The organism is Psychrobacter sp. NZS113 (assembly GCF_015864825.1).
In the GTDB taxonomy this organism is placed as follows: domain Bacteria; phylum Pseudomonadota; class Gammaproteobacteria; order Pseudomonadales; family Moraxellaceae; genus Psychrobacter.
In genome coordinates this window covers 159,864-178,261 of sequence record NZ_JADYWL010000001.1, presented here as the reverse complement: position 1 = coordinate 178,261, position 18,398 = coordinate 159,864, and the positions used below count along the sequence as shown (strand labels likewise).

Annotated in this window: 14 protein-coding genes and 2 tRNA genes; 5 read left to right on the top strand and 11 right to left on the bottom strand. The window is 41.6% G+C overall.

What is annotated here, in order from left to right; all coding sequences use genetic code 11:
- Positions 1-322 precede the first annotated feature (322 nt).
- The 9 genes from truB to tpiA form a co-directional block, all read right to left on the bottom strand.
- Complete coding sequence (gene truB / locus I6E61_RS00800) at positions 323-1,384, bottom strand: tRNA pseudouridine(55) synthase TruB (RefSeq protein WP_197128601.1); 1,062 nt, start codon at positions 1,382-1,384, stop codon at positions 323-325.
- A gap of 9 nt (positions 1,385-1,393) precedes the next feature.
- Positions 1,394-1,783 carry a ribosome-binding factor A gene (locus I6E61_RS00795; RefSeq protein ID WP_110922069.1) on the bottom strand — a complete coding sequence of 130 codons (390 nt, stop codon included), beginning with the start codon at positions 1,781-1,783 and terminating at the stop codon, positions 1,394-1,396.
- Between the two features lie 203 nt (positions 1,784-1,986).
- Entirely contained in the window at positions 1,987-4,710 is a 2,724-nt protein-coding gene (gene infB / locus I6E61_RS00790; RefSeq protein WP_197128599.1) for a translation initiation factor IF-2, read from the bottom strand.
- A 151-nt stretch (positions 4,711-4,861) separates the two neighbouring features.
- Positions 4,862-6,346: a transcription termination factor NusA gene (gene nusA / locus I6E61_RS00785; RefSeq protein WP_110922071.1), complete on the bottom strand. Its 1,485-nt coding sequence runs from the start codon at positions 6,344-6,346 to the stop codon at positions 4,862-4,864.
- A gap of 169 nt (positions 6,347-6,515) precedes the next feature.
- Positions 6,516-7,016 carry a ribosome maturation factor RimP gene (gene rimP, locus I6E61_RS00780; RefSeq protein ID WP_110922072.1) on the bottom strand — a complete coding sequence of 167 codons (501 nt, stop codon included), beginning with the start codon at positions 7,014-7,016 and terminating at the stop codon, positions 6,516-6,518.
- 460 nt (positions 7,017-7,476) lie between these two features.
- Positions 7,477-7,553, bottom strand: a tRNA-Met gene (locus I6E61_RS00775).
- Between the two features lie 124 nt (positions 7,554-7,677).
- Positions 7,678-7,761, bottom strand: a tRNA-Leu gene (locus tag I6E61_RS00770).
- 142 nt (positions 7,762-7,903) lie between these two features.
- Positions 7,904-8,212, bottom strand: a complete 309-nt coding sequence (gene secG / locus I6E61_RS00765) for a preprotein translocase subunit SecG (RefSeq protein ID WP_197128597.1) — start codon at positions 8,210-8,212, stop codon at positions 7,904-7,906.
- A 204-nt stretch (positions 8,213-8,416) separates the two neighbouring features.
- Positions 8,417-9,229 carry a triose-phosphate isomerase gene (gene tpiA / locus I6E61_RS00760; RefSeq protein ID WP_197128595.1) on the bottom strand — a complete coding sequence of 271 codons (813 nt, stop codon included), beginning with the start codon at positions 9,227-9,229 and terminating at the stop codon, positions 8,417-8,419.
- 451 nt (positions 9,230-9,680) lie between these two features.
- On the opposite strand from tpiA, the gene pilB reads away from it, so the two are divergent.
- The 4 genes from pilB to coaE all read left to right on the top strand — a co-directional run bounded on the left by pilB (position 9,681) and on the right by coaE (position 14,581).
- A complete protein-coding gene (gene pilB / locus I6E61_RS00755; protein WP_197128593.1) occupies positions 9,681-11,396 on the top strand; it encodes a type IV-A pilus assembly ATPase PilB in 1,716 nt (571 codons plus the stop codon).
- A gap of 220 nt (positions 11,397-11,616) precedes the next feature.
- Complete coding sequence (locus I6E61_RS00750; protein WP_197128591.1) at positions 11,617-12,840, top strand: type II secretion system F family protein; 1,224 nt, start codon at positions 11,617-11,619, stop codon at positions 12,838-12,840.
- A 25-nt stretch (positions 12,841-12,865) separates the two neighbouring features.
- The gene (locus I6E61_RS00745) at positions 12,866-13,765 is read left to right on the top strand and encodes an A24 family peptidase (protein WP_197128589.1); all 900 of its coding nucleotides are present in this window, start codon (positions 12,866-12,868) and stop codon (positions 13,763-13,765) included.
- A gap of 123 nt (positions 13,766-13,888) precedes the next feature.
- Complete coding sequence (gene coaE / locus I6E61_RS00740) at positions 13,889-14,581, top strand: dephospho-CoA kinase (RefSeq protein ID WP_197128587.1); 693 nt, start codon at positions 13,889-13,891, stop codon at positions 14,579-14,581.
- Here the strand turns inward: coaE and rlmB are convergent.
- Positions 14,544-15,314: a 23S rRNA (guanosine(2251)-2'-O)-methyltransferase RlmB gene (gene rlmB, locus I6E61_RS00735; RefSeq protein WP_194196215.1), complete on the bottom strand. Its 771-nt coding sequence runs from the start codon at positions 15,312-15,314 to the stop codon at positions 14,544-14,546. The two genes, coaE and rlmB, sit on opposite strands and share 38 nt — an antisense overlap.
- 255 nt (positions 15,315-15,569) lie before the next feature.
- Entirely contained in the window at positions 15,570-15,905 is a 336-nt protein-coding gene (locus I6E61_RS00730; protein WP_110922080.1) for a pyrimidine/purine nucleoside phosphorylase, read from the bottom strand.
- An 803-nt stretch (positions 15,906-16,708) separates the two neighbouring features.
- Here I6E61_RS00730 and recN point away from each other — a divergent pair.
- Positions 16,709-18,388 (top strand): DNA repair protein RecN, encoded by a 1,680-nt coding sequence (gene recN, locus I6E61_RS00725; protein WP_197128585.1) that lies wholly within the window; start codon positions 16,709-16,711, stop codon positions 18,386-18,388.
- Positions 18,389-18,398 lie beyond the last annotated feature (10 nt).

The following is an 18,398-nucleotide window of genomic DNA, read 5'->3' as shown; positions in this document are numbered from 1 at the left end:
ATTTTTATTGAGCGTCGAGTTATTTTTATTAAGTGTCGAGCCTTGAACCGTAAAACCTTCCTTGTTAGAACTATTCCATACTAGTTTTTTATTGTTGTGAGTTTTTATTATTAACCTGCTTTTTGTTTTTCTTACTTTTTGTTTTTATCGTTTTATTATATTAATTATTTCGTCTGGCTTTCCCTAGCTGACATATCTAATGTACAAAAAAAACAGGTTCCACCATAGGTGAAACCTGCAATAAAATGTGACGATATGTGATTAGTGTAAACTGTTAGTAAGCCAAAGAAGCTTTACAGCGATTTGTTTAACAGGAATAAAACTAACGCTGAATCAATTTTTTTGGCTGTAATCGACCATTTAGACTGACTGCACCTAAACCTAAAAACTGGCCATCTTCGTTTACCAAGCGAATATCCACAGGTACTTCATGCTTCAATGGCTTCGTATCAGTAAACTGATCGTTATTATCTGTCTCAGAAACCGCTTGCTGACGAACAGCTATATCTTGACTAGCCCATGATTCACTATCAATATTGTCTGCTATATAGTCTCTGACATCATCTGTGAGTTGCTCAAACACATTTAAACGTTGACCCATATGTATACGAGTACACTGTTCGGCTGTTAATATCATTTCAGCGTCGATATTGATACAAGCATCCACTGGCATCAGCTGCTCTTGTCGGCCATCTAACGCTTCTAACTCTGGCAAAGTTATCGCATTATCAATGTTAAAATCACCAACTTGCGTACGTCGTAATGCTGTCAAATGCCCTAATGTGCCTAATGCTTTGGCAATATCTTCACCGAGAACACGTACATAAGTGCCTTTAGTACAAGTCACTGTCAATTGGATCTGCGCATGATCCAGTGCTTTCAAATCAATCGCTTTAATGACGATATCTCTAGGTGCTCGCTCTACTTCAATACCGGCACGGGCATATTCGTAGAGTTTTTTACCGTCTTTTTTTAGCGCAGAATACATCGGCGGTATCTGCTGCTGAGCGCCTGAGAATTTCTGAGCAACTTGCTCTAACATTACAGTATTAAATGTTGGAATAGGTGCTTGCTCAACGATTTGACCATCTGCGTCGCCGGTATCGGTCTGACCACCAAGCAAAATAACTGCTTCATAGGATTTGTCAGCATCAAGCTGATAGTGACTAAACTTCGTTGCTTCACCCATACAAATCGGTAATAGACCCGTTGCCATTGGATCAAGCGTACCCGTATGTCCCGCTTTTTTGCTGTCATGATTCGGTGATTTAAACAGATATTTCACCTTTGACACCACTTGCTGCGAGGTCATACCTTTGGGTTTATCTACTAAGATAACCCCTGAGACTTTTATTTTATCGGATTGCTTGGGTGATATAGACATAATATAAAATTACTCGTCATTCTCATTTTGTTCTGTCTTAGTGACGGCCTGGCTAATCAGATCCATCATATAATTACCACGAGCGGTCACTTCATCATAATGAAAACGCAAGCGCGGTGTAGTACGTGTCTTTAAACTGTGACTGAGCTCAGTACGTAAGAAACCCGCTGCTTTATTCAGTACGGTGACGCTCTCTTCGTGATTGGTCTTGGTCATCGCATCATTGAGCCCAGGCTCCATGATAGTGACATAGACATCGGCATACCCTAAATCCGGGCTAACCTTGACACTAGAAATAGTGACAAAACCAGTCAAGCGCGGGTCATTAACTTCATCACGAATAAGGACAGCAAGCTCACGCTGAATTTGATCGGATAAGCGTTGTAAACGTTGGTTCATTTTATTACCTTAATTTGGTAGGGCTTATTGTCATGGATTAGCCCATTTGCTTATTAATACATTTAAGGGCTGATATTTATTAAAAAAGGCCTAGCAGGATGTACCTGTTAGGCCTAAGTACAGCTAGATATGAAGGGTATACTAATATGCTCAGCGGATTAAGCGTATTGCATTATTAGAAACCTTTATATCGAACAGTGACTTTAGATAGTACGTGCGAACTCTTGAATTTCGAAGACTTCGATCTTATCACCAGCTTCGACATCGTAACCACGTACCGCTAGGCCACATTCCATACCAGTACGTACTTCATTGACGTCTTCTTTGTAACGACGCAATGATTGCAATTGACCAGTAAAGATAACTTGATCAGCACGCAATACGCGGATAGGTTTGTTGCGATAGATTGTACCTTCAACCACCATACAACCAGCAGCCGCACCGAACTTACTAGAGCGGAATACTTCACGGACATCTGCAACACCAAGGATTTTCTCACGATGTTCAGGAGCAAGCATGCCGCTCATTGCTGATTTCACATCGTCAATCAAGCCATAGATAACACTATAGTAGCGAATATCCATGTTGGCAGAATCTGATTTACGACGTGCTGTAGCATCCGCACGAACGTTGAAACCTAGTAATACTGCTTCGCTAGACTCTGCAAGTGTTACGTCAGACTCAGAGATAGGACCAACGCCTGAACTAATCACTCTGACTTTAACTTCGTCAGTTGACAACTCATTTAGTGCAGAAAGCAATGCTTCAAGTGAACCACGAACATCAGTTTTCAATACGATATTCAAGAATGACACATCGCCTTGTTCCATCTGATCGAACATACTCTCTAAACGCATGGCGTTTTGACGTTCAAGTTGACGCTCACGCTCACGGTTGGTTCTAAAGTCAGCAACTTCACGAGCTTTTTTCTCATCCGTGACGACTAAGAATTCACTACCAGCGGCTGGCGTTTCAGGCAGACCTAAAATCTCTACAGGGATAGAAGGACCGGCTGATTGAATACGTTGACCATGCTCATCTGTTAGCGCACGGACTTTACCATAATGCTCACCAGCTAGAACCAAGTCGCCTTGCTTCAATGTACCTTTTTTAACTAGGACACTAACAACAGGACCACGACCTTTTTCAAGTCTTGATTCAATAACGACACCCTGTGCAGCGCCATCTACAGGTGCTTCTAGTTCCATTAGCTCAGCTTGTAAGCTAATGAATTCTAGCAAGTTGTCGATACCTTCGCCTGTTTTGGCTGAGATACGCGCCATTGGTGTATCACCACCCCATTCTTCTGATACGACTTCTTTCGTCGTCAACTCATTAAGAACGCGGTCAGGATCAGCACCTGGCTTATCCATTTTGTTAATAGCAACAATAATCGGCGTACCAGCAGCACGTGCATGATCAATGGCTTCTGCCGTTTGAGGCATCATACCATCGTCAGCTGCAACGACAAGTACAACAATATCAGTCGCCTGAGCACCACGTGAACGCATAGCACTAAAGGCTGCGTGACCTGGTGTGTCAAGGAAGGTAATAACACCGCGCTCAGTTTTTACATGGTAAGCACCGATATGCTGTGTAATACCACCAGCTTCACCATTCGCAACTTTCGTTTCACGAATTTTATCTAGTAGTGACGTCTTACCATGGTCGACGTGACCCATGATGGTTACGACTGGTGGACGCGTTTGCACGTTGCTACTACGTTCATCAACCGCATACTGTAAGTCATCTTCAACTTTAGTATCACTGACTGGAACAGGGTTGTGACCCATTTCTTCAACAAGTAGACTTGCTGTCGCTTGGTCAATAGTGTCTGACTCACGAGCCATTTCACCCATTTTCATAAGCAGTTTGGTCACTTCGCGAGCTTTAACTGCCATACGCTGAGCAAGATCGGCTACTGTAATTTGCTCACTGATCTCAACGTCATAAACGATTTTTTCAACAGGTTTTTCAAATTTATGCTGTGACGCTTGCGTTGAGCGCAAACCGTTTTTACGGTTTTTGATCTCACGTTCATCTTGATTCTTACGACGACGACCACGAGCACCAGTGCTGCTTGCACCGCGCTTGATTTCGCGACGTTCTTTTTCAAATGATTCTTCTAATGCGTCACCGACTAGACCTTCAGCCAATGGCTCATCTTTACGAACTTCAGCAGCAGGCTGATCCGTATATTTACCAGCCATTTTACGCATTTGCTCAAGTGTACGCTTTTGCGCTTCTTCAGCTTGAACACGACGTGTTTCTGTTTCAATTTCGCGTAAACGTGCTTCTTCTTTTTCACGTGCTTCACGAGCTTTACGCTCTACTGCTGTTTCAACTTTTGGTTTCGTAGCAGCGACTTTTTTCTTCGGTTGTTCTTTAGGCTTGACTTCAACAGTCGTTTTACCGCCTTTCTTAACAACAACTGACGTTGAAATATCGTCGTTCTTGTCATCAGATTTTTTGCTAGAACCCAAACTTGCACGCATCGCAGCTAAGGTTGCTGCTTGACGTTCTTCAGATTTTTTCTTAGTAGCAGCACGCTCTTCAGCATCCTTAGTAGCACGTTCTTGCGACTCAATCATCGCTTGCTCACGCGCAGCCAATTCTTCAGCCATCTTTTCTGGATCAGGCTTTTCGAATACTTTCTTTTTACGTACTTCAACATTGACGCTCTTAGATTTACCCGAAGAGCCAGTCACGCGCGCAGTGCTAGTCGTTTTAGACTTGAGACTAATACGACGCTTCTCTTGCTGACCGTGACTTTGCTTTAAATACGTCACCAATTTCTCTTGCTCAACTTCTGAGACTAGGTCATCCTCTGCACGAGCAGGTAGTCCAGCATCTACTAATTGCTGTTTTACAGCACTTGCAGTTTTGCCTACCATATCTGCCAGTTCTTTGACGGTCTTATCTGCCATTTATTATCACCTACTGTCTATTATTTGCTATATGTTCAATTCAGTTGTTGGCTACAAATGATTGGGGTAAGGCTGGTATTTGTGTTGCAGTCATACCAGCACTTTATTATCGATAGCATATCACCAAAAGACAGCGATATGCAGTTACCGCTTATTCATTGAACCAAGATTCCCGAGCTTTCATGATGAGTTTTCCTGCGGTTTCAGAGTCTAAACCTTCGATATCTTCGAGATCGAAGACTGCTTGTTCTGCCAAATCATCAACGGTAATGATGTCTTGCTGTGCCATTTTATAAGCCCAACTAACGGTCATACCTTCAAGCTCTTGTAGCTCTTGACTTGGCTCTTTCATGTTCTGTTGTTTGACCAGTTCATCAGCAATGACCACTTCTTTAGCACGCTCTTGAATCATCTCAATCGCGTCATCGTCTAGACCTTCGATATCATAGAAGGTTTCAACTGGTACGTAAGCCACTTCTTCAATACTGGTAAAGCCGATATCGACAAGCGCTTGGGCTAAGTCTTTATCCACTTCTAGGCGTTCATAGAATAATTCGATAAACGCTTTAGATTCGTTTTGTTGACGTTGCTGATACTCTTCTTCTAGCATCATATTGAGCTTATAGCCTGTCAATTCAGATGCCAAACGTACGTTTTGGCCTTGTGAGCCAATAGCACGTGCTAACTGATCGTTAGTGCTAAAGATAATATCAGCAGTCTGAGTATCTTCGTCTAAAATAATACTGCTAACATCGGCAGGCTCTAAAGAGCTAATGATAAATTGGGCAGGATCATCTGACCAAACCACCACATCAATACGCTCACCATCAAGCTCTTGCTGTACTGCTTGGATACGCGTACCACGCATACCGATACAAGCACCTACAGGGTCAATGCGATGGTCATTGGTCTTCACTGCTATTTTAGCACGAGTACCTGGCAAACGCGCGACGTTGCGAATTTCAATAATTTGTTCAGCAATCTCAGGTACTTCTTTTTGCATCAATGCTGAAAGCATTTCAGGATGAGTACGAGAGAGCAATAACTGTGCACCGCGGTTTTCACGGTTTACATGATATAAAATAGCGTTGATACGTGACTTTGCACGTAGCTGCTCACGTGGCAACATCTGATCACGTGACAAGTAACCTTCAGCATTGTCGCCCAAATCGATGATATAACCATCGCGAGTCTGTTTTTTGACTTCGCCATACATCATCTCACCAATACGTGGCTCAAAAGCGTCAGCGACTAGCGCGCGCTCAGCTTCACGGATTTTTTGGATAATGACTTGCTTCGCTTGCGTGGCAGCAATACGACCGAACTCAATCGATTCAATCTGCTCTTCTTTTATATCGCCAATCGACCATTCTTCTTGATCAAGATCAGTAATGGCTAGCTGACAAGCAGGCATTTCATGGTCTTCATCTGCAACCACTGTCCAATAACGATAAGTATCATAATCGCCAGTTGCACGATCGATGGCAACCCGTACCTCCACTTCTGGCTGTTCGGTGTATACTTTTTTCTTGGTAGATACCACTAAAGCGTCTTCAATCGCTTCAAAGATATCTTCAGGATTTAAGCCCTTTTCATTACTGACAGTTTCTACTACCGTTAAGATTTCACGACTCATGCTATACCTGTCCTATCATTTTTTAATTGACTTAAATTTTATAATTTATGTACTGATATTATATTTTCACCATTAGCTATAAGGCTATTTGGAGATTCAAATCTTGATTTATAATGAGCTGCTTATTAGATCAAACTAGATACATTCATAAGATGAATACTCTAGCTGATTATGCGTCTTCGTAAATCAAATTGGCTTTGTCTATATTACTCAGTGCAATCTCAAACTGCTGACCATCACTTGATGTCAATTTTAGCGAGGTTGCGTCGATACTGTCTAAAGTACCTGTCGCTTTACGACGCTTTTGATCACCTTCACCAATTGCTTGTATCAAGCGTAAGCTAACGGTTTGACCAACATAGCCATGCATCTGCTCATCTGAGAAGAATGCGCGGTCAAAACCTGGTGAAGAAACTTCTAAAATAAACTCACCGGCAATCGGGTCATGAACTTCAAGAATACCGCTTACCTGATGATTTACTGCAGCACAGTTTTCAATCGTTACTTGCTTATCTTGGGCTTGCTCTTCTGGCAATGCCTCAATATAAATGCGTAATAACGAGCGGTTACCTTGTGGTGCAAACTCGATACCCCATAGTGCTACATCGCAAGCAGCGACGGCAGGGGCAATAATATTGGTCAGTTCTGTAACTTTAGTCGAAAGCTTCATAATCTATTTATCTTTTCCTATTCACGTATCTATCATACTTAGTAAACCGTATTGAATTTTTCATTCATCTCTTACTTAGTAGTATGCACTTATATAGTAGGAGACACGGTCATCATATTGTTTTAAATCACAAGCATATTGTTTGTGCGCTATGCCTTTATATAGGGATAAGCATAAAAAACATCAAGCTCAGCCACACATGCCTTTATTATTTATAAAGCAATACTATCGATAAAAGAGTGAGGAATATAAAGATAGTGTGCTTAAGAAGCATCACTCTAATCACGGTGAGTCACGACAAGCTACAGTAGATGTTATCGTACTCTATAGAGTTAGAGCTTAACATAAGTAGGATAGAGACCGCGATAACGCTGACAGTCAGATACAAAAAAACCCACAAACATAATGGTGGGCTAATCGTTACTGACAAATTTAGTGTACAAAACATCAGTATAAAAAGTGGTAGCGGGGGCTGGATTTGAACCAACGACCTTCGGGTTATGAGCCCGACGAGCTACCAGACTGCTCCACCCCGCATCAATCTAGAACGCACATTATAGGTAGGTTTGATAGAAGTGTCAACGTTTATTTTAAAATAATTTCAAATAAAACAATTGATGATTATAAAACATAACCTTACGCTGTGCTGCGTAATAAAACTTGGTGCGATTGGGGGGACTTGAACCCCCACAGCTTGCGCCACCACCCCCTCAAGATGGCGTGTCTACCATTCCACCACAATCGCATTTTACTACTCTGTTTCTTCATATCCAGTCTACTATAAAAGATGCTTAAGGTAGGCATCCATAGAGTGGTAGTTCTGAAAACAGAAACGCATTGTAAATCTAACGCATCAAAATAGCAAGGGCTGCATGTTTAAAAGATACTTACTCAGGGTCTTGAGTCAAAGGACGCGGTGTTTGTGGTACTGAAACGGGTGCATCTAGACGAAACTGATCTTCAGCTTGCTTACGAGCATGAACAGCAAGCGTCATACTAGTGATAAAAAATATCACCGTCAACACAGCGGTAGCGCGCGTCAAAAAGTTGGCAGTGCCCGCTGCACCAAACACGGTACCTGACGAGCCAGCACCAAAAGAAGCTCCAGCGTCTGCCCCTTTACCATGCTGTATCAAAATCAAGCCGATCATGGCAATCGCCACAATAATGTGCAGGGCTAATATAAACGTAAACATGGTGGCCTCTTTTGCCGCATAATGACGACTGATAACAGAAAATAAATCTTAAGTTTAGTAGGACGTATAATCACGCCAAATCGATTATATAAATAAGGCGCATTGTACACGATTGCAAGGGCACTGTTAAACCTACTTTTGCCAACTGATAAAGACACTTTACATACAGATAGTGAGCTTTATATATAAAGGCTATATTGAGGCCTAAGTGTTAGCACGACTAAATGCATTGGCAATCGCCAAAAAACTCTCTGCTTTCAATGAAGCGCCGCCAACCAATGCACCATTGATCATAGAGTCGGCAGCGAAGCTATCTGCATTATCGGCATTGACACTACCACCATATAAGACAGTCATTTCATTCAATCCATCCGCAAAACCTGCAACTGTCTGCTTTATATGCTGATGAGTTTTACTGACCTCCATCACGGTCGGTACTTTGCCCGTACCAATCGCCCAGACAGGCTCATAAGCAATGATCAGACGATCAGATAATGAAGCAGCTATATCTGGTTGCTGGGCCAATAAGTCTTTAATGACTGATAACTGGGCATCAATAACTTCTAGCGTTTGCTTCGCATCATATTGCGTTTGGGTTTCACCGATACAAAGTACCACACCCAGATCTTGCGTTAATGCGTGATTCATTTTTTGCAATAAGCACTCATTAGACTCTTGATGATACTGACGGCGCTCAGAATGACCAAGCAATGTCCACATGGCACCAGTGTCAGCCACTTGTTGTGCAGAACAATCACCCGTATATGCACCAGTACTTGCACTATGAGCACTAATATTTTGTGCAGCACACAATATAGGAGTACCTTTCAGACGAGCACTGACAGCTGCTAAATGAATACAGCTTGGTGCCACCATTAAGTTGCAATGACTATTTGAAAGCTCAGTACCAGCCTCTGCTCCACTATCTATTGCTGTCAATAAGTTCTCTAACAACGTATCGACCTCGTGACTCGCGGCTGGATTTTGTTTCCAATTACCTATTACCCAAGCTTTCATACTCATCTACCCTGTCTCATGTATTCCTGCCAATTCGGCTGATATGCGCGCCAGTATAACAAATAATTTCCAAGTGCTATAGTATGCTGCTATCCGCAAAGAAACAGGCTATTAAGGCAAATACTAAAACGACACTATTATAAGTGACGTTTTTTACGGGCTAGTCGCTTAATACTCTATATAAAGTTTTTAAACTAAAGTAAAGTTCTATACTATTGCATCTAAATATAAAAGACTATGATTAGTCATCTGATGTATTGAGCCGATGGTGACATATACTATTAAAGACAACTATCTATTAAACCTCTTACAAAGACACCTTTTCATCAATTTTCATTAGCAACAGCCCAAGGGGCAATGATGACTGATAAAATGTGTCTGTCAAAGACTATAAATAGTATCTAAATTTCAGGCAAATATACAGAATACTTGGTATCAAGGAGAGGTCGTAATGTCTATCACATCTAATAAGTATGGTGGTTTAGCACATCAGCTAATCAGCGAAGGTATTGTTAGCGAAGCAAACATGAAAACCGCACAGTCTGAGTCGCAACAGCAACAAATAGGGCTAGTATCTTATTTAGTAGATCACAAACTAGCGGATGCTTATCATCTTGCTAAGATGCTATCACAAGCATTTGGCGACCCTCTCTTTGATCTTGATGCATTAAGCAACGATGTCGTTCCAAAAGATTTAGTAGACGAAAAAATCGTTCGTAAATTTAATGCCTTGCCACTATTTAAGCGAGGTCAACGATTATTTGTTGCACTAAGCGACCCCACTCGTATCGATGCCATTGATGCCATTGCCTTTAATTCGCGTCTGTCTATCGAAACTATCGTCGTTGAAGAAGATAAGCTAAAAAAGCGTATTGAAAGTCTTTACGCTGATACCATGCAAAATTTTGATAGCTTCAATGACAGCGATTTGAACGTTGGATTTGACGATGGTGAAGATGATGAAAGTGATGGGGAAACTAAGCTCACTGATAGTGTTGATGAAGCACCTGTTGTAAAATTTGTTAATAAGATGCTGGTTGATGCTATTAGAATGGGAGCCTCTGACTTACATTTTGAACCATATGAAAAAACATATCGTGTGCGATTTCGTGTCGATGGTGTGATGCAAAGCATGGCTAACCCTCCTGTACAGTTGGCAGGTAAAATTGCAGCACGCTTAAAAGTCATGTCGCAAATGGACATATCAGAGCGGCGTGTACCGCAAGATGGACGTATTAAACTAAAACTGTCTAAAAACAAGGCCATTGATTTTCGGGTAAACTCTTTACCAACCTTATTTGGCGAAAAAATTGTCTTACGTATTTTAGATCCTTCATCTGCCATGCTCGGTATTGAGGCTTTGGGCTATGAGCCCGACCAAAAAGAGATGTTTTTGGAAGCGCTTAATAAACCACAAGGCATGTTACTTATTACGGGACCTACTGGCTCTGGTAAAACAGTCTCTCTCTATACAGGTATCAATATTTTAAATACTGGGGCAACCAATATCTCCACGGCTGAAGATCCAGTCGAGATTAACCTAGAAGGTATCAATCAGGTCAACGTCAATTCTAAAGTAGGGTTAACTTTTGCCAATGCGCTCAAATCTTTTTTACGTCAAGATCCCGATATTGTAATGGTTGGTGAGATTCGTGACCTTGAAACTGCTGAGATTGCAATTAAAGCAGCACAAACGGGCCACATGGTACTCTCGACTTTGCATACTAACTCAGCACCCGAGACATTGACTCGATTGCGTAACATGGGTGTGGCTTCGTTTAATATCGCAACATCAGTCAATCTAGTCATTGCTCAGCGATTGGCACGGCGTTTATGTAAAAACTGTAAAAAACCTATTAATATTCCAAGACAAAGTCTACTTGAGATCGGCTTTACTGATACAGACTTAGATGATACAGACAATATCATTTATGAGCCCGTAGGCTGTAATGAGTGCCGTGAAGGCTATAAAGGCCGTGTAGGTGTTTATGAGGTAATGAAAGTTAGTCCAGATATTTCACGAATTATCATGGAAGATGGTAATGCGATAGATATCAAAGATGCCGCTATAAAAAATGGTTTTCGAGACTTACGCCGCTCTGGTATTTTAAAGGTATTACAAGGCGTGACCAGCATTCAAGAAATGATGCGTGTTACCTCGGAATAGCTATTTTTAGCACTTAAATATTCTAGTTATCATAAGTCTTGGGTTCATTAGCTGAGACTTTTATAAACCAGCAATATTACCTACCAGATATACTTAAATATAAAACAGATATATACTGGTTTTTTGCGTTAAAATAAAGTATGCCGTTTTTGAATAGTGAGTCAGGCATCGTTTTACATCTTTGCAATATCTATATCAGACAATATTTGAGGGTAGTATCATGGCAAAAGCGAAGACCGACATGCTGTTAGACTTTGTCTATGACGGGGTGAACCGACGCGGACAAAAAGTGAAAGGTGAAACCACTAGTCGTAGTTTGGAGCTTGCGAAAGCAACCTTGCGGAAACAAGGCATCTCTGTCAAAGGTATTAAGAAAAAACCTAAGCCTCTTTATACCTTCAAAAAGTCTATTAAGGCTATCGATATCGCCATTTTTGCTCGTCAATTAGCAACGATGATGAAAGCAGGTGTACCACTGACACAATCTTTTGAGATTGTCGCAGACTCACTTGATAATCCTAGTATGAAAGAACTGGTCTTAAAGATAAAATCTGATATCGAAGCGGGTGGTACTTTTGCCTCTGCATTACGCAACCATCCACGCTACTTTGATGACCTATTTTGTTCCTTGGTCGACTCGGGTGAACAGTCAGGTTCCCTTGAAACCATGCTTGAACGAGTTGCGACCTATAAAGAAAAAAGTGAATTACTCAAAGCAAAAATCAAAAAAGCCATGAAATATCCGATTGCCGTTATTGTGGTTGCTATTATTGTTACTATTATTTTGCTAGTTAAAGTAGTACCCGTATTTTCTGGACTATTTGAATCTTTTGGTGCAGAACTGCCTGCATTCACGCAAATGGTGGTTGCCATGTCCGAGTGGATGCAAGCATGGTGGTTCGCTTTAATCATCATTATTGGTGGTACAATCATTAGTTTCTCAGAGGCCAAAAAACGATCTAAAAAATTCCGTGATTTTTTAGATCGTGCTACGTTGAAAGCACCAATCTTTGGCAACATTGCTTATCAGGCAATTATTGCGCGTTTTTCACGTACGTTATCAACTACCTTTGCTGCAGGTGTACCGCTTATTGATGCTCTAGACTCTACTGCCGGCGCTACCAATAATGTTGTCTTTTATAACGCCACTCAACAAATCAAAAATGATGTATCCACTGGCCAACAATTGCAGTTCTCCATACGCTCAACCAACCTTTTCCCAAGCTTAGCCATTCAAATGGTCGGTATTGGTGAAGAGTCTGGTAGCTTAGAAGAGATGCTCGATAAAGTGGCTGTCTATTACGAAAACGAAGTTGATAATGCGGTTGATGGGTTGACCAGCCTAATGGAGCCTCTAATTATGTCGGTCCTAGGGGTATTAATCGGCGGTTTGGTGATTGCAATGTACTTGCCAATCTTCCAAATGGGCGCAGTGGTAGGTTAAAAGCGAATTAAAGGACTGCTATTTCATGCAATTTATACAGTTACTACAAGATAATACGGCTATGGCTTTGGTCATATTTGGTCTACTAGGTCTTTGTGTTGGCAGCTTTTTAAATGTGGTGGTTCACCGTATTCCACTAATGATGCTTTATGGTTGGCGACAAGAATGCAGCCAGTTTATGTCTGAGCAAGCAGACTTGCCACATGAACATACTCTACCTCTAAAAAATATCGTAGCCGCTGACCAACCTATTACCTTGAGTCGCCCTGCCTCACGCTGCCCTCATTGTAGCCATAAAATCAAGTGGTATGAAAACATACCTTTAATTAGTTGGTTGGTACTACGCGGACGCTGCTCAGATTGTAAAGCCTCTATTGGTCTACGCTATCCTATCGTTGAGTTGGTCACTGCGCTACTGTCAGTATTAGTGATTTATCAGTTTGGGGTCAGTGCTGCGGGATTGTCAGCGCTACTTTTGGTGTGGACACTTATTGCTTTAACAGGAATTGATTTTGATACTCAGTTGCTACCAGATCGCTTAACCTTCCCTTTAGCAGGTTTAGGATTGGCCGTGAACTCCCAAGGCTGGTTTGTCTCGCCAACTCAATCAATTTGGGGTTTATTACTTGGATTTTTATCACTGTGGATAGTGGTTAAGGTCTTTTTTCTTATCACTAAAAAACATGGTATGGGACAAGGAGATTTTAAGCTCTTAGCAGTATTAGGAGCTTGGCTCGGTCCTATGATGTTACCGTTGATTATCTTACTATCTTCTTTGCTAGGGTCAATTGTTGGGATTATCCTAATGAAAAAGCAAGGTGAGAGTAAACCGTTCGCCTTTGGTCCTTATATCGCTATTGCAGGTATCGTGGCTTTATTATATGGCTCAGAGATTGTTAGCTGGTATCTTGGCATGTACCCTTAATAATTTATAACAGTAAAAATAGGTTGTGACAGCAAACTATCAGCTTTTAACTGTCATACTTGAAAGCTATATTTTCAATTGGCAATTGCTACCATTACGATACCAACCAAATAAGTCATCATTATGTTAAAACACACAAACGTTCCTTCACCTTACTCACATCAATCGCAAAGCCCACAAACTAAAAATAAGACGTTAGTAGTCGGTTTGACGGGTGGTATCGGCAGTGGGAAGTCTGCTGCTAGCGCTTGGTTCGCTGAGCAAGGTATTGATATTATAGATGCCGATGTCATTGCCCATGAAATCGTCGCCAAAGGCAGCTCAACCTTGCGTAAAATTCAGAAGAAGTTTGGTGATTGGGTATTGAATGGTGATGGATCAATGGATCGAGCAGCCGTAAGAACGCACGTATTCACACACCCTGATGCATTAATTGAGTTAGAAGCAATCACTCATCCTGCGATACGCGAGACAGCAAAAGCTCAGTTAGCGGCTAGTACTACACCTTATATAGTGTTGTCAGCACCGCTACTCATCGAAGCTGCAGAAGCAGGGTTGGCGAATCTATGCCAGCGCGTTCTAGTAATGGACGCTACTGAAGACACACAGCTTGCACGTGCCAGTCAGCGTGACGAGCAAAGCGTGCAAAAGATTAAAGCCATTATGGTCAATCAGTTGAGCCGCGAAGAGCGCAATCGTCATGCTGATAATGTGGTGCTAAATGAAAGTAATCTTGTAGATCTATACTCGCAATTAGAACCACTACATCAAGAATATCTTATACTGGCCCAGCAGCTAAAGTTCGCTGCCGATTAACTTCGTATAACGCCATACCAGTGGCAACACTCACATTTAAACTCTGTAGGTTGCCATATTCATTCCCTGACATCGGAATATAAACCAGCTCATCGCAGCTCTCCATAGTCAGACGACGCATCCCTTCCCCTTCTGAACCCATAATAATGGCTGTCTTACCCGTTAAGTCAGCCGCATGTATGGGCTTGGCATCCGCATTGAGCGCAGTCCCAAAGACAAAAACACCTGCACTTTTTATTTGTGACAGTGTGCGAGCCAGATTGGTTACACTGATAATCGGCATCATCTCAGCTGCGCCAACAGATACTTTGGCAACCGTTGGTGTTAGGCTTGCTGCATGGTGCTTTGGACAAACCACTGCATCTACGCCCATCGCCACAGCAGTACGCAAACAAGCACCAAAATTATGCGCATCAGTGATTTGATCTAAGACTAATAGCAAGCATTGATCACGTCCAACAATCGTATCCAGCAACCCTTCATTAGCAAAGCCTAATGGACGAGCATTTAGCACGACGCCTTGATGTTGTGGGCTGCCACATAACTGCGTGAGATTGTCTTTTTGCGTTGGCTGAATACTGATACCATTTGCGCTTGCCTGTGCCATAATCGCTTGTACGTGGCTATCAGTCTCGCGGCCTTGCTGTACAAATAAGCTAAGCCCATCAAGAGGACGATGTTCGAGTAAGGCATCAATTGCATGAATACCATAGAAATAAATAGGTTTTGCCATAGTAGTAGTCCTACTAATTATGAAGTGATTGTTTGTAAGGTGGTCAACGCCTAATGCGATAAAACAGAAAAAGAATAGAGAGGTGATTGTAGCAAGTCACTGTGAATAAAGGGGTGTGACAATTGAAAAAGAAATAAACAATGCCAATTTAGTATTGTTTATTTCTTTTGAATGAGAAGTGTTTGGCATGATAAATGGTAAGCCACTAAACTATGATTTTAACCAGCAGGTTTCGATCAAAACCTGCCAATCAGATTAGCCTTCTAGGTGACAAACATACTGTACGATTTCTTCGGTACGTAAGTTAAAACCACTATTGCCTTCAACCACGAATGACTGACCTGCACGATAGTAACTGAACTCTTCTTCACCATTTGTTTTGACTTCACACTCACCACCGATGATTTCGATACGCTCAGAGGTGTTGGTGCTAAAATGATAATGCTCAACCAAGTTATCACAAGGCAAAATAACACCCAATGTCTTATGTCGACCATCTTCGAACATAATAGTGTGGCTAGAACAACGACCATCATAAGATATCGTTGCTTGAGCATTGACTGTTACATTAGTAAATTGCGCCGCTGTCATAGTGGCTTCCTTATCAAATAATTATTGCAAAACTAAAAAATAAGTAACTGGGTAAAGTACTGTTTAAATTGTATATTTTAGAAAATATAGATTGTGCTCTATGTTTTCTATTACTCTATAACATCATAGCTGAATTTCTTACCTTTAATACTATACCTGCTTAATTTGAAAGTATTGTGACTCGTTGTCATGTAACATGAGGCATGAAAGCTAGCCAGTAAGAGTTTATCATTATGTTAGATTATGCTACCACATTATATCTATAAAGTTTGTTAAAGCGGTTAGGAAAATTTTATCTAATGCCCATTCTAGAATGTCTTTTCGGCTGAACATTTAATGCTAATATATCACTAGGATTTGATTAACTTATTCAATTTATAGCTAATATTGGTCATCGAATAATAACGATAAACCATTAGCTTCTGTAAATTTTGTGATAATACTTTTTCCTCATTTTATTGTATTCAATGCTATTAAAATTTGTATTTGGCCACATTTAACACCATAATATTTGCTAATTATCGTTATCTAGCTAGGGCGTGTCTTCAATTCACTCGATATTTATCTAAATGGGCTAAAAATGGCTAAATCTTGCCAAACTACGTCAAATAGCTAGTTAATATCCCGATATTATCTGCGCTATTTTTCTTGTTTGACGGCTATTTATCTCACTTTTATCACTATTTTTAAAATGAAGACACGCCCTAGTGTTAGTACCTGAACGATTTAACTTATTTATTCTATTTTAGATATGGCTTTACTGTTTTATAAGTGAAGCTCACTGTCTATCATGAGAGGCGTTGATGCTAGTATCATTAACTTTACATCAGTTTGCGTTGATCGCTCAGCATGAGCTGAGTGTGGCTGAAGGCTTCAATGTCATCACTGGCGAGACTGGAGCTGGGAAATCACTTTTGCTTGATGCGCTATCATTGTGTGCGGGTGAGCGTGCAGACAGTGCGATGGTCAGACATGGTGCTGCACATGCAGATATTTATGCGCAGTTCGATGTAGAAGACAACCATATCATTGCTGAGTGGTTCGCTAAAAATGATAGAGCGCTAGAAGAGCCGGAAGTCTTAATTCGCCGTCAGCTAAGTAATAACGGCCGCTCAAAGGCATGGTTAAATGGTGTGCCAGTTAGTTTGGCCGAGCTAAAAAGTCTCGGTACATTATTAGTCAATATTCACAGCCAACATGCTCAGCAAGCATTGCTTAAACCACAATTTGTGGTGAAATGGTTGGACGAGATGGCGCAAATCACACCTCTAGCCTTACAAACATCCAGTAGCTATCAAACCTACCAGCAGCTCAAACGCCGTGCTGATGATATCGCTAGTCGTGAAGCTCAGCGTCAAGATCGTATCCAACTTTTACAAAGCCAACTAGCAGACATTGCCCCATTACTAGCCGTCGATTATGCAGAGGTCGAAGCAGAGCATGAAGAGCTGTCTAATATAGAAGCACTGATGCAAGAGGCCAGCCACGGCTTACATCTGCTCGATAATGATACGGATGAGCCAGATGTCATGACCTTACTAGGACAAGCTATCAAGCTCTGTGACAACCAAATGAGTGTTAGCCAAACCTTTGAGCAAGCGTCTGAACAGCTACATTTAGCGCAGCAGCAAATCACTGAAGTGACTGGCCTATTATCAGATTATGCCGAGCAACAACTGCCTGATCCTGAGCGCTTGCAGACACTAGACAGTCTTATCAGCTTAGGGCACCGTTTATCACGAAAGCATAGCTTGCCAGCCAGTGATTTAATTGAGGAAGCAAAAGGCTGGGAAACACAATTAGAGCAATTAGAAAATGAGCCAAGTAGCGATGCGATGGCGGCACAAATTGAACAGGCTTTGCAAGAATATTTAACACTAGCCACTCAGCTAAATGAAGAACGCACTAAAGCTGCACCAATTGTCAGTAAACAACTGATTAAGCAACTACAACCACTTGCCCTACCCAATGCCCGCTGTGAGTTTGTCTTTACCAAAAAAGCAGATCCTAGCCAGTATAGTGCGCAAGGTTGTTTTGATATTGATCTGTTATTCAGCGCCAACGTCGGTATGCCAATGCAGCCACTGCACAAGATTGCGTCAGGTGGCGAGCTGTCAAGAATGGCTTTAGTCATGCAAGTATTGCAAGCAACCAATGCGGACAATAACGCTGCCAAGCCAATGCTAGTATTTGATGAAGTCGATGTTGGTATCAGTGGAGGCACGGCGCAAGTCGTCGGCGAGTTATTACGTGAGCTTGGCCGTACACAGCAATTATTGGCCATTACTCACCAAGCACAAGTAGCGGCGCAAGCGCATCAGCATATTTTGGTACAAAAGCACCATCAGGAACAAACTGAGAGTGAGCTGTTGATATTGACCGATAGTGCGCAGGTCGATGAGCTAGCACGTATGTCCGGTGGTGTGATTATTACTGATGTTACCCGTGATCATGCTCGTAGTTTATTGACGGATGTTAAATAAACGTTTTGGG